At 68.4% G+C, this 20,593-nt stretch carries 25 protein-coding genes and 1 other annotated feature; of the genes, 24 read left to right on the top strand and 1 reads right to left on the bottom strand.

Annotation, left to right across the window (positions count from 1 at the left end):
* The first annotated feature begins 5 nt into the window (after positions 1–5).
* From H7A72_RS11120 to H7A72_RS11040, 17 genes are all read left to right on the top strand, one after another.
* Positions 6–710, top strand: a complete 705-nt coding sequence (locus H7A72_RS11120; RefSeq protein WP_185220555.1) for an SAF domain-containing protein — start codon at positions 6–8, stop codon at positions 708–710.
* Positions 711–715: 5 nt separating this feature from the next.
* Positions 716–1,507: a hypothetical protein gene (locus tag H7A72_RS11115; RefSeq protein ID WP_185220554.1), complete on the top strand. Its 792-nt coding sequence runs from the start codon at positions 716–718 to the stop codon at positions 1,505–1,507.
* A complete protein-coding gene (locus tag H7A72_RS11110) occupies positions 1,504–3,162 on the top strand; it encodes a CpaF family protein (RefSeq protein ID WP_185220553.1) in 1,659 nt (552 codons plus the stop codon). Before H7A72_RS11115 ends, H7A72_RS11110 begins: the two co-directional genes overlap by 4 nt.
* A gap of 154 nt (positions 3,163–3,316) precedes the next feature.
* Complete coding sequence (locus tag H7A72_RS11105; RefSeq protein ID WP_185220552.1) at positions 3,317–4,003, top strand: type II secretion system F family protein; 687 nt, start codon at positions 3,317–3,319, stop codon at positions 4,001–4,003.
* The gene (locus tag H7A72_RS11100) at positions 4,000–4,890 is read left to right on the top strand and encodes a type II secretion system F family protein (protein WP_185220551.1); all 891 of its coding nucleotides are present in this window, start codon (positions 4,000–4,002) and stop codon (positions 4,888–4,890) included. Before H7A72_RS11105 ends, H7A72_RS11100 begins: the two co-directional genes overlap by 4 nt.
* Before the next feature lie 53 nt (positions 4,891–4,943).
* Positions 4,944–5,159 carry a hypothetical protein gene (locus H7A72_RS11095; protein ID WP_084452132.1) on the top strand — a complete coding sequence of 72 codons (216 nt, stop codon included), beginning with the start codon at positions 4,944–4,946 and terminating at the stop codon, positions 5,157–5,159.
* A 41-nt stretch (positions 5,160–5,200) separates the two neighbouring features.
* Positions 5,201–5,596, top strand: a complete 396-nt coding sequence (locus H7A72_RS11090) for a TadE family protein (RefSeq protein WP_185220550.1) — start codon at positions 5,201–5,203, stop codon at positions 5,594–5,596.
* A complete protein-coding gene (locus H7A72_RS11085) occupies positions 5,593–6,009 on the top strand; it encodes a TadE/TadG family type IV pilus assembly protein (protein ID WP_185220549.1) in 417 nt (138 codons plus the stop codon). The genes H7A72_RS11090 and H7A72_RS11085 overlap by 4 nt, the downstream gene beginning before the upstream one ends.
* A 5-nt stretch (positions 6,010–6,014) precedes the next feature.
* The gene (locus H7A72_RS11080; RefSeq protein ID WP_084452138.1) at positions 6,015–6,437 is read left to right on the top strand and encodes a TadE/TadG family type IV pilus assembly protein; all 423 of its coding nucleotides are present in this window, start codon (positions 6,015–6,017) and stop codon (positions 6,435–6,437) included.
* Complete coding sequence (locus H7A72_RS11075) at positions 6,434–9,079, top strand: LysM peptidoglycan-binding domain-containing protein (protein WP_185220548.1); 2,646 nt, start codon at positions 6,434–6,436, stop codon at positions 9,077–9,079. The genes H7A72_RS11080 and H7A72_RS11075 overlap by 4 nt, the downstream gene beginning before the upstream one ends.
* The gene (locus H7A72_RS11070) at positions 9,076–10,494 is read left to right on the top strand and encodes a DNA/RNA non-specific endonuclease (protein ID WP_185220547.1); all 1,419 of its coding nucleotides are present in this window, start codon (positions 9,076–9,078) and stop codon (positions 10,492–10,494) included. Before H7A72_RS11075 ends, H7A72_RS11070 begins: the two co-directional genes overlap by 4 nt.
* Before the next feature lies 1 nt (position 10,495).
* The gene (locus tag H7A72_RS11065) at positions 10,496–11,002 is read left to right on the top strand and encodes a hypothetical protein (RefSeq protein WP_185220546.1); all 507 of its coding nucleotides are present in this window, start codon (positions 10,496–10,498) and stop codon (positions 11,000–11,002) included.
* 488 nt (positions 11,003–11,490) lie between these two features.
* Positions 11,491–12,678, top strand: a complete 1,188-nt coding sequence (locus H7A72_RS11060) for an AI-2E family transporter (protein WP_185220545.1) — start codon at positions 11,491–11,493, stop codon at positions 12,676–12,678.
* Positions 12,679–12,713: 35 nt separating this feature from the next.
* On the top strand, positions 12,714–13,826 hold the full coding sequence (gene prfB, locus H7A72_RS11055) for a peptide chain release factor 2 (protein ID WP_185220544.1): 1,113 nt from the start codon (positions 12,714–12,716) through the stop codon (positions 13,824–13,826).
* Positions 13,827–13,921: 95 nt separating this feature from the next.
* A complete protein-coding gene (locus H7A72_RS11050) occupies positions 13,922–14,923 on the top strand; it encodes a hypothetical protein (protein ID WP_185220543.1) in 1,002 nt (333 codons plus the stop codon).
* Positions 14,920–15,387, top strand: coding sequence for a WXG100 family type VII secretion target (locus H7A72_RS11045; RefSeq protein ID WP_185220542.1), 468 nt, complete (start codon positions 14,920–14,922; stop codon positions 15,385–15,387). Before H7A72_RS11050 ends, H7A72_RS11045 begins: the two co-directional genes overlap by 4 nt.
* Positions 15,388–15,433: 46 nt before the next feature.
* The gene (locus H7A72_RS11040) at positions 15,434–15,763 is read left to right on the top strand and encodes a hypothetical protein (protein WP_185220541.1); all 330 of its coding nucleotides are present in this window, start codon (positions 15,434–15,436) and stop codon (positions 15,761–15,763) included.
* 12 nt (positions 15,764–15,775) lie between these two features.
* Here H7A72_RS11040 and H7A72_RS11035 read toward each other — a convergent pair.
* Positions 15,776–17,043, bottom strand: a protein-coding gene (locus tag H7A72_RS11035) for an IS3-like element ISTesp1 family transposase (RefSeq protein WP_143445633.1) whose coding sequence is annotated in 2 segments (ribosomal slippage) — positions 15,776–16,740 and positions 16,740–17,043 — 1,269 coding nt in all. Because the reading frame shifts where the segments join, the coding sequence is not laid out codon by codon here.
* Positions 16,610–16,744, bottom strand: a sequence feature (AL1L pseudoknot). (Overlaps the previous gene by 135 nt.)
* On the opposite strand from H7A72_RS11035, the gene H7A72_RS11030 reads away from it, so the two are divergent.
* From H7A72_RS11030 to H7A72_RS11000, 7 genes are all read left to right on the top strand, one after another.
* Positions 17,042–17,626 carry an RNase A-like domain-containing protein gene (locus H7A72_RS11030; protein ID WP_185220540.1) on the top strand — a complete coding sequence of 195 codons (585 nt, stop codon included), beginning with the start codon at positions 17,042–17,044 and terminating at the stop codon, positions 17,624–17,626. The genes H7A72_RS11035 and H7A72_RS11030 overlap by 2 nt on opposite strands.
* Before the next feature lie 14 nt (positions 17,627–17,640).
* Positions 17,641–18,222: a contact-dependent growth inhibition system immunity protein gene (locus H7A72_RS11025; RefSeq protein ID WP_143445589.1), complete on the top strand. Its 582-nt coding sequence runs from the start codon at positions 17,641–17,643 to the stop codon at positions 18,220–18,222.
* Positions 18,223–18,413: 191 nt separating this feature from the next.
* Positions 18,414–19,046: a contact-dependent growth inhibition system immunity protein gene (locus H7A72_RS11020; RefSeq protein WP_185220539.1), complete on the top strand. Its 633-nt coding sequence runs from the start codon at positions 18,414–18,416 to the stop codon at positions 19,044–19,046.
* Positions 19,043–19,498, top strand: a complete 456-nt coding sequence (locus H7A72_RS11015) for a hypothetical protein (RefSeq protein ID WP_185220538.1) — start codon at positions 19,043–19,045, stop codon at positions 19,496–19,498. The genes H7A72_RS11020 and H7A72_RS11015 overlap by 4 nt, the downstream gene beginning before the upstream one ends.
* Before the next feature lie 19 nt (positions 19,499–19,517).
* Entirely contained in the window at positions 19,518–19,856 is a 339-nt protein-coding gene (locus H7A72_RS11010) for a hypothetical protein (RefSeq protein WP_185220537.1), read from the top strand.
* Entirely contained in the window at positions 19,853–20,134 is a 282-nt protein-coding gene (locus H7A72_RS11005) for a hypothetical protein (protein ID WP_185220536.1), read from the top strand. The genes H7A72_RS11010 and H7A72_RS11005 overlap by 4 nt, the downstream gene beginning before the upstream one ends.
* 41 nt (positions 20,135–20,175) lie before the next feature.
* Positions 20,176–20,532, top strand: coding sequence for a hypothetical protein (locus tag H7A72_RS11000; RefSeq protein WP_185220535.1), 357 nt, complete (start codon positions 20,176–20,178; stop codon positions 20,530–20,532).
* The last annotated feature ends 61 nt before the right edge of the window (positions 20,533–20,593 follow it).

Below are 20,593 nucleotides of genomic sequence, written 5' to 3'. Positions count from 1 at the left end.
TACTGATGAGTGTTGAGCTCGCGTCCGAGACGACCGCGCCGGCGGCGGGTCCGCCGGTGACCAGGTCGGCATCGGAGCAGGTGAGCGCGGTCAAGCCGCGCCGCAACATGCGTCTGGTGCTGCTGGGCGTGGCGATGGCGGTGGTGTTCGCGCTGCTGGCGGTGTGGGCCGTCAACCGCGCCGGCGAGGCCCGCAGCGTCGTGGTGGTGACCAAGGACGTGCAGGCGGGCGACCAGCTGCGAGCCTCGGATCTGGCCACGACCCAGATTCGCGGTGGGGAGGACGTCAGCACCGTGTCGGGTCAGGACCTGGGGTCGCTGGTGGGGCGGCGGACCACACGCGCCCTGCCGGCGGGCACGTTGGTGGACGAGGCCTCGTTCGTGCAGCGGATCACTCCCCGCAGCGGGGACGCGATCGTGCCGATCTCCGTCACCTCCGCCCAGTACCCGGCGAGCGGGCTGGAGCGCGGTGACACCGTGCGAGTGGTCGTCACCGGCGGTGGTCAGTCGATCGAAGGCCTGGAGCCGGGGACCGCGTTCACCGGGGTGGTGCTGTCTCTGGGCGAGCCTGACGAGAAGGGCTCGATGACGGTGGACGTGTCGATCGCGTCGGGTGATGCTCCTTCTGCTGCCGCGGCGGCCGGTACCGGACGGGTCGCGATCCTGAACGTCGCACCGGGTGGTACGGGCGCGACCGGCGAGGACGGCTGATCCGGGTGGCGCTTCACATCCTGACGTCGCTGAGTGGTTCGCCGGGCGTGACCTCGACGGCGCTGACCTGGGCTCAGGTCAGCGACCGTCCGACCCTGCTGGTGGAAGTCGACCCTGCTGGGGGCTCGGCGATGCTGTGCATCGGGTGGCAGGGCGCGCACCCGCACAACCGCTCCATCCTCGATCTGGCCCGTCATCCCGGGCACGAGTACGTGCCGCGCATCTGGGAGCTGGCGATCCCGCTACCGCAGCGTCCTCGCGGCGCGTGGTTGGTCCCGACCGTGGGCAACGTGGCACAGATGCGCTCGTTGGTATCGGTCTTCGGGCCGCTGGCCGAGGCGCTCGCGCAGATCAGTCGGGAGTCCCATGTCGACGTCCTGGTGGATCTTGGGCGTTTGGGGGCGGCGGGGCCCTCGACACAGCTGTGGTCCCACGCGGACTCGGTGCTGCTCTTCACGGACACGACGCTGTCGGCGTTGAACACGCTGGCCGTCGGTGCCCCGGTGCTGGCGGACGAGCTCGATGCCATCGGTGCCCGCCACCGGTTGGCGGTGGTCCCGGTGCTGGGCAATGCGAAGGGGGAGTCCCACCGCCCGTACGGCGCCCGCGAGATCAGTGGGATCACCTCGGGTATCCCGGTGCTGGCGGGTGTGGCTCGGGATGGCAAGGCCGCCGGGTCACGTACCTGGGGCAAGCGGGGGCGGTACCCGCTGAGCGTGCGTCGCCTGATCGGTGCGGTGGATCAGCACACCCGCGGCGCAAACGAGTACCTGGCCGTGGCAGGGGGCGGCGCATGAGCCCCAAGCAGCAGCCCGATCCGTTGCAGCCGACCGACCTTCCGCTCTTCGCGCAGCGCCCGGCACCCAGTGCCCGTGCTCTGGCCGGGGCCGTTCCCGGTGCATCCGGCAGTGGGGCGCCGGTGCCGCCGCCACCCTCGTCGTCTCCTCGTGGGGTAGGTCCTGATGGCGACGACGAGGACACGCGTGAGGTCCCGGTGGTCGCCGCCTCCCGCCTGGAGGTGGGCCGCGCCGCGAAGGTACTCAGCGGTGATCGTCAGGGGCAGATCCGCCAGGCGCTGGAGCGGCTGGAGCGGGTGGACTGGGAAGCGGTGCAGCACCTGCGCAGCCAGGTCAGTGCTGCCCTGACGCTGGTGTCCGCCGACACCGTGCTGGACGAGTCCCGGCATCGGGCGACGGTCTCCCGCTTGACGATGCAGGCCATCGAGGACTGGGTGCAGGACCGGATCGCGCGTGGTGAGGGGCCATTGGCCCTGGACGCCCAGAATGCTCTGCGCGGGGCAGTGCTGGACTCGATGTTCGGTGCCGGGCGACTCCAGCCGTTGCTGGACCTGCCGGGGATCGAGAACATCGAGATCGAGGGGCACGACGGGGTCACGCTCGAGTTCAGCGACGGCTCCCTGGAGACCGGTCCGCCGGTCGCGGACAGCGACGCCGACCTGATCTCGGAGATCCAGCACCTAGCACGCACCTCGGCCACCGGCGAGCAGCAGTTCTCGATGGTCCGACCGTGGCTGCGGCTGGCACTGCCGGACGGGTCGCGCATGGCCGCCGAGGCCTGGTTGTCGCACCGGCCCTCGGTGACGATCCGCAAGCACCCGTACATCGACACCGACCTGGCACAGATGAAGGCGCTGGGTGCGATCGATGACTCGCTGCACGCCTTCTTGTCAGCGGCCATCCGGGCCGGCAAGAACGTCATGGTCTCTGGTGACGCGGGCTCGGGCAAGACGACTCTCGTGCGAGCGCTGCTCAACGAGCTCGACCCCAACGAGCGCCTGGCCACGATCGAGGCGCAGTACGAGCTGCTGATGCACCGCCTGCCGCACCGGCACCAGCGCGTGTGGGCGGCGGAGGCACAGAGCGGCGGCGAGGTCGGTGTCGACGGTCGCCCTGTCGGCGAAGTCTCGTTGACCCGACTGATCGAGCTGAGCCTGCAGAAGAACGTCAAGCGCATCGTCGTCGGCGAGGTCGTCGGCGAGGAGGTCATGGCGATGATGGAGGCCATGCAGGGCGGACGCGGATCTGTCTCGACCGTGCACGCCCACTCGGCGCTGGACACCGTCGAGCGTCTGGTCACGCTGATCACCCGCGCCCGGGGCAACCTCGACACTGCCTTCGGCTACCGGCTGGTGGCGCAGAACGTCGACCTGATCGTGCACATCTCACTAGTCGACGAGTCCCACCTGGAGGGTGGACGCAAGTGGCGTCACGTCGACGAGGTCGTCGCCCTCGAGGTCTCGCGAGACACGCACGTGGCCCACACGAGGATCTTCGAACCGGACGAGTTCGGACGCGCCCGCCCCACGGGAGCGCTGCCCCCGTGGATCAGCGACGTGGAGCGTCACGGATTCGACGCCGGCTGGTTGGACCCTGCAGCCAGCACGTGGGGGCCAGCTCCCGACCTGCTGGTCCGCGATCGGGGAGCGCGATGACGGGCCTGGTGATCATCTCGGCGATGGCCTGGCCCTTGGGTTGACCCTCGTGGTCGCCGGGTGGACCTCACCGCCCGCCCCGGCCTCTCGCCCCAAGCGGACGCGCACGGCGACCTTCAGCGCGACCGACCGGCGCAATCTGCTCATCGGGGCCGTGATCGGGCTGCTGCTGGCGTTGTACGGGTGGGTGATCGCGCTGGTCATCCTGCCCGTCTTTGCCGTGGCCCTGCCGTGGCTGATGCGCGTGGACCGCGGCACGACCCCGGAGCAGCTCGAGGCGGTCGAGGAGTGGGTGCGCTCTCTGGCCAGCGTCATCGGCGCGGGGCAAGGCATTGCCAGCGCGATCATCGCCACGCGCACCTCGTGCCCGCAGCAGATCCGGCCGCAGGTCGACATGCTCATCAGCCGCATCCATGCGCGGCGTCCCCTGACGGACGCGCTCTACGCTTTCGCCGACGACCTGGACAACCAGGTCGGTGACTTCGTGGCCACGGCCCTCATCCAGGCAGCGCAGCACGAGGGGGCCGGGTTGCGCGAGGCCTTGAGCGGTATCGCCGCCGATGTGACCGAGGAGGTGCGCGCCCGCCGGGACATCGAGGCATCCCGCGCGGGGGCGCGCACCCAGGCGCGGCTGATCACGGTCATCGTGGTCGCGGTGCTCGCCCTGTTTGTCTTCGTCACCCCGATCGGCGCGCAGTACCGGACGCCCAACGGTCAGGTCGGATTGCTGCTGCTGGCGATGCTTTTCCTCGGCGCGTTGTACTGGCTCAAGCGCGTGGCCAGTGTCAAGCCGTTGGCGCGGTTCCTCGTCACGCCCGCCCCGAGCGAGGGGCGATCATGAGCCCGCTCGTGCTGGCCATGCTGCTGTCCGCGGTCACGGGCATCGGTCTGACCTTCGTCATCGCGGGGTTGACGCCGTCCAGCCCGGCCCTGGACGCCGCAGTCGAGCGCCTGCGGCCTGACACGTTGCGCGCCGACCGTGCCCGCAGCGCGCCGAGGGGTGAGCTGACGCGGACCGAGCGGCTGGGTTCGTGGGCGTTGGCGCGCACCGAGCGGTACGCCTTCTTGCGGGCCCCAGAGGCCGACCTGGAGTTGCTGCAGATCCCGGTGGAGGTCCACTACGGCAAGAAGGTCATCGCCACGTTTGCGTCGCTGCTGGCGTGCACCTTCCTGCCGATGCTCCTGGGGCTCGGCTTCGTCATCCCCTTCGGCATCGGGGTGCTGTTCGCGGCCTTCGCGTGGTTCGTGCCGGACCTGAGCGTGCGCGACCGGGCCAGGGACAGCCGTGAGGACTTCGCCTACGCGTCCGTGTCGTACCTGCGTCTGGTGGCCATCGCCCGAAGGGCGGGTCTTGGGCTGGTGGCGTCACTGGACTCGGCGGCGCACAAGTCCGACTCGTGGATGTTCCTGCGCATCCGTGAGGAGCTGCGGCTGGCCCGCTGGGCCGGCGAGACTTCGTGGGATGCGCTCGAGCGGCTCGCTGGGCGCACGGGGGTGCCCGAGCTGAAGGAGGTCGCGGACATCATCCGCCTGGCCAACGACTCGGGCGCCAGCGTCAGCGACAACCTGCTCGCCCGCGCGGCCTCGATGCGCGACCGCCTGCTGACCCGCGAGCAGACGGCAGCCAACGCGGCCACCTCGTCGATGGGCATCCCGCTGGCCGCACTGGCCGTGCTCTTCCTCATCGCCATGCTCATCCCCGCAGCCATGCAGCTCTCACCGGGCTGACCCCCTTCGACCTGACCAACTGACCGAAAGCACCACCACCAGGGAGGAACCCAATGCTTCGCTTCTTCACCGTCATCGCCATGCTGTGCATGGCTCCCGTGCGCCGCCTCGACCGGGCGGTCGAGGCACGCGGCCAGGACCCCGAGGCCGGATTGACGACCCTCGAGTACGTCATCCTCGGCGCGCTGGTCCTGGCCGTCGTGGTCACCGTCGCCGCGGTGATCACCGGCAACCTCGAGGACTGGGCCGACCAGATCCCCAGCCCGTAACCCGGTGAACGGCTGCAGTCATGATGCTCTCGCCACGACACGTGGACGCGCCACGCACCTCGGGTCGGCTTCACGCCGACCACGGGGTCGTGACGCTCGAGGGTGCCGTGCTGGCTCCGGTCATCATCTTCGCGACGATGGTCATCGTCCAGGCGGCCGCGTACTTCATGGCCAACACCTCCGCGACCAACGCCGCGCAGATCGCGGTGGAGAGCGCGCGGGTGCAGGGGGCGGCCGACGCCGACGGTGTGACTGCCGGACGCAGGTACCTGTCAGGGGTGTCGGCCATGGAGGATGCCGATCTGAGGGTCTCCCGGTCGGCGACGACGGTGACCGCGACCGTGACCGCCTCGGCCCCCTCGATCGTCCCCTTGGTCCCCATGCCCGACGTGCGCGCCGAGATCAACGCTCCGGTGGAGCGGGTGACGCAGCCATGAGGTCGGACCGGGGGAGCATCAGCCTGGAGCTGGCGATCTGTGCACCGGTGCTGGTCGGCATGCTCGCGCTGGTGGGCATCTTCGGACGCACCGCGATGGCCACGTCGCACGTCGACGGGGCGGCCTTCAGCGCAGCCCGCGCGGCGTCGATCGAGCGCGAGGCGTCCCAGGCGCAGCCGGCAGCAGAGACCGCGGCCCGCGAATACCTCGACCAGCAGGGCATGTCGTGCGAGGACGTCACGGTCACCGTCGACACCAGCGGCTTCGCGACCCCGGTGGGCACGCCCGGCCAGGTCAGCGTGGACGTCTCCTGCCGGGTGCCGCTGTCGGACCTGGCGGCTCTCGTCCCGACCAACGACCGCACCTTCACCGGTGAGGCCGTCAGCCCGATCGACCGATACCGAGGAAGGTGAACGCAGTGGGGGAGACGCGACGGCGTCTGCGTGACGAGCGCGGCTATGCGGCGGTGTGGACCGTGGTCATCGGCAGCGCCCTGATGCTCGTGGGAGGGCTGGTCTACGACGTGGCCGACAAGGCCAACGAGGCCAGACGGGTGACGATGGTCGCCAACGAGACCGGCCGTGCGGCGGCCCAGGAGGTGACGACCGGCGTCATCTCCGGACGGTCCGACGGGGTCGACCCGCAACGCGCCGCGGAGGCCGCGGAGGCCTACCTTGACTCCACCGGCATGGACGGTCAGGTCACCGTCAGCGGCAGCCAGGTGAGCGTGACGACGACCCAGTCGTGGTCGCCGAAGATCATGCCCATCCTGCAGCCCGACACCCTCACGGCGACCGCCGTGACCGATCTGGAGCGCGTCACCCCCGGGAGCGCGCCATGAGCAACGCGCCCGCCTCCCGGACCACGGTGCTGGCACGCGGCCTGGCCTCACTGCTGGGCATCGTGCTGATCTTCGTCGGGCTGCCGCTCGCCCTGATCGTGCTGGGCGGCAACCCCCTTCCGTCGCAGCTGCCCAGTCTCGAAGAGGTCGGCGGCGCACTGACCCGCCCGGACGACGGCACGCTGCTCATCGGGATCGTGACCGTCGCCGGCTGGCTGGTGTGGGCGAGCCTGACGCTCTCCTTCCTCGTGGAGATCCCCGCTGCCATCCGCGGAGTCCCGGCCCCACGACTTCCCGGCCTGTCGTGGCAGCAAGGTCGCGCCGCGGCCATGACGGGTGCCGTTGCCGCGATGCTCGCCGTCGGGACACCTGCCGTGGCCCAGGCCGACCCGGGCCCCGTCGTCCGGGCCAGCGCGACGGTCCCGGCTGCTCAGCCCGAGCCGGAGCCCGTGCAGACCGTGACCGTCCGCGCCGGGGAGACCCTGTGGGGGATCGCCGAACGGGAGCTGGGCGACGGCCACCGCTACCCAGAGCTGGTCGAGGCGTCGGCTCACGTGGTGCAGCCCGATGGCGGTCGCCTGCGGGCGGGCGACTCCATCCGCCCCGGGTGGCAGGTCGTGGTCCCGCAGACCGTCGTCAGCGGCCACGCCGAAGGGGAAGCAGCACAGCCGAATCCCGCCCAAGCGGACCTCGAGCAGCAGATGAGCGGCGCCGCCCCTCCTCGGCACGGTGCAGGTCCAAGCCCCGTGCGGGCACAACCCGCCGCTGACCTGCGAGGTGGCAGCGAAGGCTCCGCGGATGCGGCACCCGTCGCCGGCACCGCGAGCACCGCTACCACCGTCGGGTTGGGCGTCATCGCGTGTGCCGGTGCCCTGGCGCTGGTGCGCTCACGACGACGACGTCAGCGACGCACCCGCCCGCCCGGCTGGCGCCTGGTCGTGCCGTCGACCGCGGCGAGCCGCGCACTGGCACGGCTCGAGGCCGAAGGCGACGAGGCTGCGCCGCGCGACCTCTATGCGGCGTTGGCTGATCTGGCACGTCGCTGCGCTCCCGGGGCGCTTCCCTCCCTTCGCGCGGCACGCCTGAGTGCCGAGACGATCGAGGTGTATGTCGTGGAGGAGGATCTGGCCGTGCCCCACCCGTGGGTCCCGGCCGGTGGAGGGACCTGGGTGCTCGACCGGTCCGGCGCGCCGGCCGGCACCGGTGACGGCTCCAGCCCGTGGCCCTGCCTGGTGACTCTCGGGCAGGACGACGACGGCGGTCACATCTTCATCAACCTCGAGCAGATCGGTGCGCTGCAGCTTGCCGGCGCCGGCCCCGACGTCGACGCGGTGCTGGCCGCCATCGCCATCGACCTGGCCACCTCGGCACATGATCGACCGCAGGTGAGCCTGGTGGGGGCCGGCGCAGACCTCGTGGAGGCGCTCGGGCTCCCGGACGTGACGTACACCCCCGACGTCGGTGAGGTCCTGGACCGCTGGGAAGGCAGTGCAAGGTCTGGATCGCCGCACGTCTTGCTGGTCGGTACCGATCTGAGCGCAGCCGAGGTGCAGCGGCTTCGAGCCCTGCGCTCGCAGGCACCTGCGGGGGCGCTGGCCGTCGTCTCGAGGTCCGAAGGCCTGTCTCAGTGGTCGCTGACCGTGGACGCCAGCGGGGGCACGCTCGCTGGGATCCTCGACCCCACCGGGATGATGGTGCGCCCACCACTCCTGGCTCGCCCCGACTACATGGACCTGCTTGAGCTGCTCCGCTCGACCTCCCATGAGCCGGTCCCGGGGCCCGGCTGGTCACAAGGCGCCCGTGTGGATCCCCTGACCCTGCAGACGCTGCCGCGCAAGAGCCTCGCCCGTCCCGCGGGGCCTGCCGACGAAGAGACGACCAGCCTCGCGCAGTTCACCAACGAGCACTCGCGCATACGGGTGCTGGGTCGTGTCGAGGTGACCGGCACCGGACCGCTGCCCGAGGACGAGGCGCTGGCCACCGAGCTGGTTGCCCTGATCGCCCTTCACCCGGGCTCCGACCTCGCGGGCGTCGCCCACCTGCTCGGGCTGCCGGAGCACGACGTGCACGGGGCCGTGCGCCAGACGCAGCAGTGGATGCATCCGTTGACGGACGGCGAGGCGAAGGGGGATGCCTTGCACCTGCAGCTGGAGGACGTGAGCGTCGACTGGCAGCACCTACGGAAGCTGGTGGGAACGACCTTGGCCGATGCGGACTCACCACGAGTCCGTGAGGCGCTTACACTCGTGACCGGCCAGCCCTTCGACGCCACACCCGAGGGCCGGTTCTCCTGGGCGATCAATGACCGGTGGGAGATCAGCGCCGCGGTGGCCGACATCGCCCACGAGCTCGCCCAACGATGCCTGCGCGCAGGTGACCCTGCAGGAGCTTCGTGGGCGGCTCGCAAGGGTCTGCTCGCCGAACCTTTGAGCGAGATGCTGTGGCGCGACGAGGTCCACGCAGCGTGGCAGGCGGGCCAACGGGACAAGGCGAGCAGCGTGCTTGACGAGGCCGAGTCCACGGTCGGTGACCTCTCCGGTCTCGCCCAGGAGGCCGCCGCCCTCGGGGAGGAGCCCCGCCCAGCGCCCGCCGGGCAGGCCACTCTTGCCCCGCAACGGCCGGAAGGGGTGAGGTCCCGATGAGCGCGCAGGTCACGCACGGGGCGGACACCGGCAGGTTGCGTGAGATCGCCGCTGGTCTGTCGGGGCTGTCCAAGCAGGTCGCGGGTGTCGAGCAGGCAGGGTCGTCGCAGCTGGGCACGTTGGTGGAGTCCTGGGTCGGCGACGACACGGAGGTCTTTGCCAGTGATTGGCGGGAGGCGTCGCCGCAGCTGACGGCTGCGGCGGACCGGTTGTCTGCGTTTGCCCGGCTCTTGGAGGAGCAGGCTGAGCAGCAAGATCGGGCATCCAGTGGCGGGGCGGTGCCCGGCGGGCACGGGCGAACGCCTCCTGGCCGTGATCCCCTCGACGATGTGCGTGAGCTTCTGCGAGGGCTCGACGGGAGGCGTCCTTCGTGGGTGAACGCGTCGACAGCGCTACCGCCCGCTGGGCCCTTTGCCGACAACCCGATTAGCAACTGGTGGGCAGACGTCAAACGCAAGGTCGGGAAGGTTGGCGTGGAGATCCCGGTACCGCCCACCCCCGGCGAAGCGGTCGACGCGGCCAACGACTGGTGGCAACACGAGGTGATCTTCACCGAGCGCGGCGCGGACGCACTGGATGCGATTGATGGCGCAGCCGACTTCGTGGAGTCGGTCCCGAAGTTGGACTACGTGATCCCGGTTCCCGGCACCCCCTTCGCGATCCCATCCGACAACCCCTTGTCGCGGTTTGGTGCGTCCACCGCGGCCGACGAGATCCGCTCGTGGGGTGACATGGCCCAGGACCCCAAGGGGTACTGGAAGAGGGAGTTGTCCTCGAACGGCGGCCGCGCCAACCTGGCGGCCTCTGTCCTGCTCGGGCCTGTCGGTCGCCTTGGCGGCCGCGGTGCGAGGCGAGTGGCCGATGAAGTCGAAGACATCTACCGGGGGATCCGACGCGACCCGGTGAAGAAAGTCGGCTCCTACGACATCCCAGAGGGAGCAGTTCGCGTCGACAGCGGCAAGAAGTTCAACTGGAACAAGGAACTGAACAATCCGAAACCGAACAGCACCTACGTCGTCGACAACCGATTCGTGTACGTCACCGACGAGCACGGTCGAGTCACCGAGGCACACGGTGTCCTGACGGACGACCAGGGTCACCGCAGCGGCTACCAGCAACGCAAAGCCGGTGGAGATGACCGGCTGCCGGGCGACCAAGGCGGGCACATCTTCGGCAAGGGCGTCGGCGGTCCGGGCGAGGGCATCAACTTGCTCGCCATGTCGAAGCAAGCAAACCAGTCCGACTACGCCCGTCTCGAGAACCAGTGGCGGACGCTGCTGAAGGAGAACCCACCGCCACGGATCGAGTCCAAGGTCATCCCGGTCTACTCAGGCGACTCCAAACGGCCCGAGGCCTTCATGGTCGAATGGACGAAGGACGGGAAGCACCAAGGCCGTACGTTGATAGAGAATTGAGGTGTCCGAGATGGGCATGTCGCAAGTGAATGACAAGCAGGAGGCCATCGCCAGGAGCTTGGTGGATGAAGCACCTGAGGGGTGGGTCCGGATTCAAGCCGAGGTGTCGTCGCTTGATGGTGTTACGACGTTTGACGCCATGTGGTTCGGTGCCGATGGCGCTGACGGGCACCGATTCCTTCCCGACATCGCAACGATCGAGTCGATGCGTTTGCACAAGGTGATGTACCAGCCGGGCAAGGGCACGTGGTTCTCCATGGAGTGCACTGTCGAAGCCACTCGGGAGTACCACTTCACGTTCAACTACGACCAGCCCGTGATGTTCGACGACCGCGAGCCCACCGAAGAGACGTGGATCAACGACCTGCGGCGGCACCCCCGCGACTGGGACAACATCCCTGACTGGCACCTGGTGAAGCAGCGCTACACCGAGGACGAGTGGCTGGCCAGCGTCCAGCGGTACAAGGACTGGCTCGCAAGCGACGACCAGAGTCCCTTCACGGGCTGAAAGGGCGGTAGGGCCGCGCGGCCAACCGCGAGCCGCAGGTCGTTGGTGCGGATGCATCGGCTCTGAGACGGCCTGTGCGGTGACACCTCGACCACGGTCGTCTGGTGCGGCTCGTCGACGGCTGACCGCCCTGCTCCCACACGGACCCTCAAGGTGACACGATGAGCGCGCGGGGAGACCGCACCATCTCGTCCCAGGAGGATGCACGCGTGGAGCAGGAACGGTCGGGTGAGGACGCGCAGCCGGACGGTGTCGAGGCCGATGTCGTGGAGGAGCCCGTCCAGGAGGAGCCCGACGCGGAGCCGGTGCAGGACGAGGTGACGGACCCCCCTTCGGACGTCGCTTCGAGACGCTCGCATAGCGAGCTCCTCAGCGACCGGGATGGGGACTCGCAGAGCGAGCTCCGCCCACGCGGAACGTGGGACCCAAGCGAGCGTGATGGGGACTCGCAGAGCGAGCTCCTCAGCGAGCGTGAAGGCGAGGAGGTCGTGCACACGACCGACGGGGAGGTGCGGCCGGCCGACGAGGCCGACGACGACGCCGAGACGATCCCCGTTGCCGAGGTGCGGACGCCCGACCCGACCCATGAGCACGAGGCGCCCGAGGAGGAGTCGCGGGTGCGGGTGTCGCTGTCGCCGACCCTGACGATCCTGCTCGGGCTGGCCGCCGGAGCCGTGGCGATCTCCGGCCTGCGGGAGGTGTCGGGCATCATCGCGCCGACCTTCCTCGCGATGACCCTGATCATCGCCGTCTACCCGGTCTACAAGGTGTTGCGCCGTTTCCTCGGCTCGATCATCTCCGGGCTGCTGCTCATCGTCATGCTCTACGGGATCCTCGCCTTCCTCGGAGCGTCCATTGGCCTGGCCGCGAGCCGCTTCGCGACCGAGCTGGCCAGACCGGAGTACACGAGCACCTTCACCGGGCTGGTGCGCGACGGACGTGACCTGCTGCTCGAGCAGGGCATCGAGGCCCAGGAGATCGACGAGGCGATCTCCAACTTCGACCTGCGCAACCTCACCGGCCTGGCGACGTCGCTCGCCAACACGATCACCGGCCTGACGACGACGATGCTCTTCCTGCTGACGGTGATGATCTTCCTCGTCATGGACGCCGGCGGCTTCAAGGGGCGCCTGTCGGCCATCCACCGGCACAAGCCCGACGTCGCCGACGCCCTCGTCGACTTCGGCTACCGGGTGCGCAAGTACTGGATCGTCTCGACCGTCTTCGGCATCATCGTCGCCGTCATCGACTACTTCGCCCTTGTCTGGCTCGGCGTGCCCTTGGCGATGACCTTCGGTCTGCTCGCCTTCGTCACCAACTACATCCCCAACATCGGCTTCGTCCTCGGCCTCATCCCACCGGCCTTCATCGCGCTGCTGTCGGGCGGGGTGTCGACGATGATCTGGGTCATCGCGATCTACTGCGTCGTCAACTTCGTCATCCAGTCGATCTTCCAGCCGAAGTTCACCGGTGACGCCGTCGGCATCAACGCGACAACCGCCTTCCTCTCGCTCGTCTTCTGGGCCTACGTCTTCGGCGCCCTCGGCGCGCTCCTCGCCATCCCGTGCACCCTGCTCGTCAAGAGCCTGCTCATCGACCGTGACCCCAGGGCCCGCTGGATCAACCAGTTCATCGCCAGCGACCCGCGCGAGCGACGCAGCGCCCAGCCGACGTAGGGGAGCGGGCCACCCCTGCCGTAAGGTGACCTGTCGTGGCTGTCGACTTCGAGACCGAGATCAAGCACCTGCGCACGACCATGGCGTCCGTGCGCGAGGTGACCGACCTGCCTGCGCTCGAGCAGCAGATCAGCGACCTCGAGCAGCAGGCCGCCGCCCCCGACCTGTGGGACGACCCCGAGTCGGCCCAGGGCGTGACCTCCGCGCTGTCGCGGGCCAATGCCGAGCGCGACCGCATCGTCGGCATGGACTCGCGCATCGACGACCTCGAGACGCTCGTCGAGCTCGGGACCGAGGAGGGCGACGCCGACACGCTCGCCGAGGCCGAGACCGAGCTGACCAAGGTCGCCAAGTCGGTCAGCGAGCTCGAGGTCCGCACGCTGCTGTCCGGGGAGTACGACGAGCGCGAGGCCGTCGTGACGATCCGCGCCGGCGCCGGTGGCGTCGACGCCGCCGACTTCGCCGAGATGCTCATGCGCATGTACCTGCGCTGGGCCGAGCGCCACGGATACCCGACCAAGGTCATGGACACCTCCTACGCCGAGGAGGCGGGCCTGAAGTCGGCCACCTTCGAGGTCAATGTCCCCTACGCCTACGGCAACCTCTCGGTCGAAGGGGGGACCCACCGCCTGGTGCGCATCTCCCCCTTCGACAACCAGGGCCGGCGCCAGACCTCCTTCGCCGCGGTCGAGGTCATCCCGCTCATCGAGGGCACCGACTCCATCGAGATCCCGGACAACGAACTGAAGATCGACGTCTTCCGCTCCTCCGGCCCCGGCGGCCAGTCGGTCAACACGACCGACTCCGCCGTGCGCATGACGCACATCCCGACCGGCATCGTCGTGTCGATGCAGAACGAGAAGTCGCAGATCCAGAACCGCGCCGCTGCGCTGCGCGTCATGCAGTCGCGACTGCTCCTGCAGAAGAAGGCCGAGGAGGCCGCCGAGCGCAAGGAGCTCGCCGGCGACGTCAAGGCCAGCTGGGGCGACCAGATGCGCTCCTACGTGCTCAACCCGTACCAGATGGTCAAGGACCTGCGGACCGAGCACGAGACCGGCAACCCGTCCGCGGTCTTCGACGGTGACATCGACGGCTTCATCGAGGCCGGCATCCGCTGGCGCATCGAGCAGGCCAAGTCCGAGGACTGATCCTCCCGCTCCCCGGGACTCGATGGGGAGTTCTCCCCACTTCGTGACGCCCGTCATGCCTCTACGGTGGTCCACGGACCATCAGGGGGTGGCGCATGGACCCGAAGGGGACGGCCGTCAAGGCGACGGCCATGAGTCGTGAGGCGTGGGACGTCGTGCTCGACGCCGGGCGCCGGCCGGGGGCGTCGAGCGCCGTCTGGGCCGAGCTCGGTGAGCGGGGCATGGCGAAGGGGAGAGAGCTCACCCCGCTGTGGAGAGACGTCGTGGCGGGCCTGTCGCGCGCCGACGCCCGGCTGGAGGTGCTCGCCCGTTCGGGCGCGATGCGGTTTCGCACCACCCTGTCGGTGATGGGCAACCTCTGCCTGCTGGAGACGTCTCGCGAGCGAGTGATCGGCGAGGGTGGGGTCACCCGGGAGCCGCGGGTCCTCGTGCAGATCGTGCGGCCCGAGGCGGTCTTCGACGCGGTGGCGCGGGTCTTGCCACCGGTCGACGCGCTGCGGGCCGATGACCGGGTGGCTGACGAGGTCGGTGTCCCGGTCCCGGCGACGGACCTCCCCTTCGGCGGGGAGGCGGTCTCACTTGACCAGCGTGATCCGGGCCCGGTGGGCGCGACGGCCGGTGTCGGCGCGCCGACGGGTGACGGGGGCTGGCTGTCCCCGGCGGAGCTGACCGAGGGCCACCAGGGCGACGACCTGCGGCCGGACGAGGCGATGGTGCGGGCCTTCGCCGCTCTGCTCGGCGAGATGTCCGACGAGCCGACTGCTGACGAGTCTGCGGACGCGCTGGCCTCCGTCCCGGGCGTGGACCCGAGGCTGGCCGAGATGCTGCGGGAACCGGAGACCGAGGTGGTCGTGCTGCGTAGTCCGGGGCGCCGTGAGGCTCGCTCGGCGGAAGGCATCATGCAGATGCTGGGTGGGCTCGCGCTGCGCCAGTGGGTGGTCACGGACGAGGGACTGGTCGCCGTGCGCGCGGACGTCGGGGGAGTGCGGATGCTGGGTGTCGAACCGGGCGATCTTGCCGACGAGGTGCGCCGGCTGGTGGCCGGAGACGTCGCGGACATCGAGGCGGTCGCGGAGTACTTCGGGGAGGACTCATGAGCGTGCAGGAAGGGCTGGAGCCCAAGGCTGTTCGTGCGGCCGGTGAGCGCATCGAGTCCTTGGGCAAGCAGGTCTCGGGCATCCAGGACGACGGCAACGCGATGCTCAAGGTCCTGGCCGCGGTGTGGGAGGGGCCCGACCTTGGGACCTTCGAGAGCGGGTGGTCGGAGGCCGGACCGCAGGTGGCGCAGGCGGCCGAGACGCTGCGTGCCGCGGGGGCTGAGCTGCGTCGTCAGGCTGAGGACCAGGTCCGTGCCAGCGATGGCGAAGGGAGTCGCGGCGGCGGTGGCGGCGGCTGGGGTTGGCCCGACTGGGACCTGCCGGACTTCGACTTCCCGGACCTCAACCCCCTTCGACGGGTGGGACTGGGACCTGCCGGACATCGACTGGCCGGACATCGATCTGGGCAAGATGCTCAGCGACTTCTGGGACGGCTTCCTCGACCTGCTCGAGGGCATCGGTGACTGATGGGACGACATCCCGTGGTGGGGTCAGCTGATCATCGGGGTCGTGGCGGTGATCGTCATCGCTGTCGTCCTCTTCTTCGTCGGCCTCGAGGTCGCCGCGATCGTGGCGGCGCTCGGCACGATTGCGATGATCGTCGGGGCGATCATGACTGTCCTCGACCTTCTCGACGAGATCGCCGAGTTCCTGCGTGACCCGAAGGCGGCGATCGAGAAATTCCTGAACGACCCTCTCGCCGCTCTGGACGACCTGATCTGGTTGGTCGTCGGCGCGCTGCCCTGGGGTATCGGCAAGGTCTTGCAGCGCTTCCGCAAGCCGCTCAAGGAGCTCTTCGAAAACGCCGCTCCCTGGCTGAATGAACCGCACTGGGTCTGATGGAGGCTCGGGCTATTGGATTCCGACCAAGGGGTGGTCGGACCGTTGCGTAGCGTAGAACGCTTCCTCGAACTCTGCTGGCGGGACGTCGCCCAGGTAGCCGTGGAGGCGGTCGTGGTTGTGCCAGTGGACCCAGGACAGGGTGGCGAGCTCGACATCCTCGATACTCTTCCAGGGCCGTCCCTGGCGTGCGGGGCCGCGGATTAGCTCGGCCTTGTAGTAGCCGTTCACGGTCTCGGCAAGGGCGTTATCGTACGAATCCCCGACGGTGCCGATCGAGGGCACCGCACCGATCTCAGCCAGTCGTTCTCCGTAGCGAATCGACGTGAATTGGCTGCCCGCGTCGCTGTGACACCGCAGCCCGTCGAGCTGGGTGCCGCGTGACCACCTGGCCATCTCGATGGCGTCGAGGACCATCGTGGTCCTCATGTGCGAGGCGACTCGCCACCCGACGATCGTGCGGGAGTAGGCGTCGATGATGAAGCAGACGTAGGCGACGCCGGCCCAGGTCGGCACGAAGGTCAGATCTGTGACCCACAACTGGTTCGGCGCGGTGGCGGTGAAGTCGCGGCCCACCAGGTCCGGGTGCCGCGGCATGCCCGGGTCTGGCGTGGTGGTGCGCACCCGCTTGGTGCGCCGCACGCCCTCGATACCCTCGGCGCGCATCAGCCGGGCGACCTGGTCGCGGCCGATGTCGTGACCAGAGCGTCGCGCGGCCTTCCAGATCTTCCGTGCCCCGTAGACCCGGTAGTTGGCTTCCCACAGCTGCCGCACCACCGGGCCCATCACCGCGTCACGTCGGGCACGGGCCGATGGCTGCCGGCTCTTGACCTGGTAGTAGCTGCTGGGGGCCACCTGCAGCACGCTGCAGATGAGCTCGACCCCCAGCCGCCGACCCGCGACGACGTCGTCGCGGTTGGCGTCGATGAACGCGGCTACTTCTTGTGCTGGCGGTCGAGCTCCGCCCCGAAGAAACTGGCGGCCCTCTTCAAGATTTCGTTGGCGCGCTTGAGCTCACGGTTCTCCTGCTCCAGAGCCTTCATCTTCGCCGCGTCACTGGTACTGATGCCCGCGACGTGGCCCTCGTCGATATCAGCTTGACGGACCCAGGACCGCACCGACTCGGTGCCGTACCCCAACTGCTGGGCGACGCGCTGGACCGTGCCGTGCTCTGTGCCTAGCTCTGCGCGCAGAGTCCTGACCATCCGCACCGCAGCGGCCTTCTCGTCGGGGCTGTAGCGACGCGTGGTCGGCTTCCCCGGGGTGGTGTCCTTCGGCATGAGTACATCCTCGTTTCCAAACGATGGAGACTCCAACCAACCCAGTGCGGTTCAGAAGAGGAAGTGGGACGACGTTGCGGCCTGGGGTAAGAAGAAGTGGGACGACGCGGAGGGCGCCATCCGTCGAAAGTACGACGAGTTCTTGGACTGGGCATCAGCCAGGCGCAACAAGAAGGACCTTGGAGGTGGCCTCGACGTACACGAAGGGCGCACGACTGAGGGGTCGAAGCGGGGACCGGGGCACGTCCAACGGGACCACGTCGGCAAATCGGATCAAGACATGATCAATCGGGCGAACGGGGACAAGCCAGTGCCGACTTCGAGTTACCCGTCGAATGCTCGCGCCGAGCGTGCAATCGCGGACAACGTGAATGAACACGAGAAGCAGATTCAGAAGTGGCTGAAGAATGCGAAGCCGAATGAGTCGAAATCGTTCGACTCCCAGCACGACTACCCCACTGGACGGCACGTTCCGAAGGGCGGGACGAGCGCTTCCGACGTAACTGGTAGCAGAGTCGTCATCGTGCCCGACCCGAAGATGCCGAAGGGGTACCGAATCCTTACGTCCCACCCGATTCCCTAGGTAGGCTGATGAGCATGTCGCTTGAGCTCAGTTTCCCGGCGTTGCACAACTTGATGAGCGCTGGCTTCAATCAGGACTTTTGGGAGCTCGATGGGTCACCCCAAGCAGTAGTCAGCGCCTTCACCCCTGAGCCGATATTTTGCGCTCGGATCCCCGGCGAGGTGGATCGGCTTGTGGCTCAATTCGAGGGCGAGGCATTGGACGATGCCCTGCAAGAGATGGGTAACTGCTACGACTATGCCAAGGACGGCCTGACCGGAGGAGACTGGCTCGCTGCCGTGGTGGCACAGGTCCGGGCCGAGGCTCCGACGACTGACGAGATCAGCGCGCTGGTGGGACGTGACGTCACGCAGGTGCTGTGGTCGGCGCCGATCAGTATCCGGACTGCCAGTTCGGAAGTCGTGTTCGAGGGAGAAGTGAGTGTCGATAACGGAGTTGACTACTACGACGTTCCAGCAGATGGAGAGCCCAGCATCGATGGTCTGGTTGGCCACGAGATCCTTGCGGCCTTCGTGGAAGACGACCAAGCTTGGCTGGCCACAGCCCAGGTGCGGGTCATCGGTGCGATGGCCGCCGTTTCGTCTCCTTCAGCCTGAAGTGCTGGGGCGCACGTGCGTGTCGGCTTCGTCGATGGCTGGACCTGACCCGGATGTCCTGCAGCCAGCCGCGTCAGGCCAACGCCGCTCATGATCTCAAGCATCGACCCGACGACTGGGAAGGCAGCCAGTCCACTTGATCAGGAGTGCCGGTAGCGGGGAGGCGGCCCTCTCGCCTGAAGGAGCGACGCGTGGATCTCAAGCTCGAGTACCCGGCGCTGGCCGACCTGCTGTCAGGCGGCTTCAACCAGGACTATGAAGACATCTTCGGTGATGCGGAGGACGTCCTCGCCATGTACACGGCGGACCCGGTGTTCTGCGCGCGGGTGCCTCGGGAGGTCGACCAACTGGTCTCGACCAACGAAGGGGCGGCGCTCGACGAGGCACTTGCTGCCCTGCACAACGGGTACGCGTACGAGGCCCACGGACAGACGGCTCGGGAGTTCCTCGAGATGGTCGCCGAGCGGGCGCTGGAGCGCACGGTCGCCCCGGTCGCTCCGTATTCGGAGCTCGTGGGCCAGCAGGTCAGCTCGGTCGTGGAGGGCCCGCCGGTGGGCGTGGTCGTCGGTGACGCGGTGGTCGTTTTCACCTCCGGGATGATGTGCTCTGCGTCTGGGGGAGGTGGTCTCACCGATGTCGAGCAGGCACGTCTCGCGATCGGCCAGCACGTGCTGTGGGCGGGGGAGAGCAACGGCGGGATCAGCATTGCCACGGCGCGGGTGCGGATCTTCACGCCAGCGGGCCCGAACGCGCCGGAGCCGTCCTTCGAGATCCGGCAGGCCGCGGGACACGGGCTACTGCGAAGGGAGGCGGACAACCGGTGAGGCGATTCGATGCCATGGAGGACCCCACGGTGGCAGCTTGGGTCAACGGACTCGAGCCGCCCGGGAACGTGGGCTTGTACGTTAAGTACAAGGTGGGCGTGGCTGGCCTCGTCGCTGTCGCAGACATCGCCTTCCCGGAGCTCATTGAAGTCGACGGGCTGGTGCTCATCAAGGCTCGATATTCCGGTTTCTCCCAGAAGACACTCGATGACTGGCGTGAGCGTCTTGGAGACGATCGAGCGGCCTTGTCCCGTGTGGTGAACCACTTCGTCGTCTGGGACGAGCTCGAGGTGGAAGGGGAGGGCCCTGACGACAGTGACAACATGGCCGCTGAGTTCGTCGCCGCGTGCTGGCGGGCGAGGGCAGCCGCCGACTTCCCTGACCGCAACATCGTCGTCGAAGTCATCGAGCAGTACGGGCCCACCGTGGTGATGTACGAACCGAACGCCTAGCGGGATGGGGCCAGATGCCATGAATGACGAACTCGGAGTCTTGGACGAGACGTACGCAGCGCTCTTCGACGCCTTCCTCAGCGGTGCCGTCGAGGCTGCGGCCTTTCGGTCGCAGTTCCACGCGACCATGACATCGGACGCTCGCCTCGGGGACCACGTCCGCTACGCCATCCTCCAACGGGTCTTCTTCGGCCTCGAGGATCTCGTGCTGGATGCGGATCTTCCCGACGGCGAAGAGCGCGATGACGACGAGATCGACGAGGGCACCTTCCGGGACATCGTGGCCAAGGCTGCCCACGACCTCAAGCACCGACCCGACGACTGGGAAAGCAACCACACCGAGAAGGGGGGACTGTGAGCCCGGTCGACGACGAGACGTACATCGACATCTTCACGGCATTCTTGGAAGGGCGCTGCGGAACGGCTGACATGTTTGCCAGCTATTGGTCTGCATACAGCGAGGACAAGCGAGTCGACGATCTGGCCCTGTACGGCATCCTCCAAAAGGTCTTCTACGTCATGGAGGAGTACGAGTCCGACCCGGAGCTCAGGTCCCGTGATTCCCCTTCGGAAGGGGACGTGCGCGAGACGGTCACGAAGGCGAAGGCTGCTCTCGAAGCCCGTCGGACTCTCTGACGGACGCATCAGACGGTTGTCATCACGAATCGAGGACTGACGTGGCCGACCATTTCAGCCAGTTCCACATCGACCTTCTGACCGCATGCGAGGAGGACTGGCAGTCGGCGGCGGGGGTGTACTCGCTGGCGTTGTCGGCCGGCCTCGATGACCCCGTCGCGACCAGGGCTCTGGCCATCGGTCTCACGGTTGAGGCCCTGCATGCGGGTTGGCTGGTGCCGGGCGATCTCACCGCGGAAGGATTTGTCCCATGGACCGGCGTCTCCCGGGACCACGCGCACCGCGTCGCCCAGGCATGGTTGGGGGCTGACGATGTGATCGTGGGCGTCGGCGACGTCGCGTGGTTCGACATCACGGCTGAAGGATCGGAACGGCTCGCTCAGCGTGACGCCCTGTGACGTCGCAGGGCATGGATCTGGAGCGCGATTAGCCAGCGCTCGCTGACGTGATGATGTCGGG

This window comes from Janibacter sp. YB324 (assembly GCF_014217915.1).
GTDB lineage: Bacteria > Actinomycetota > Actinomycetes > Actinomycetales > Dermatophilaceae > Janibacter > Janibacter indicus.
The sequence above is the reverse complement of the archived record's forward strand: the minus strand, read 5'-3'. Positions and strand labels throughout refer to the sequence as shown.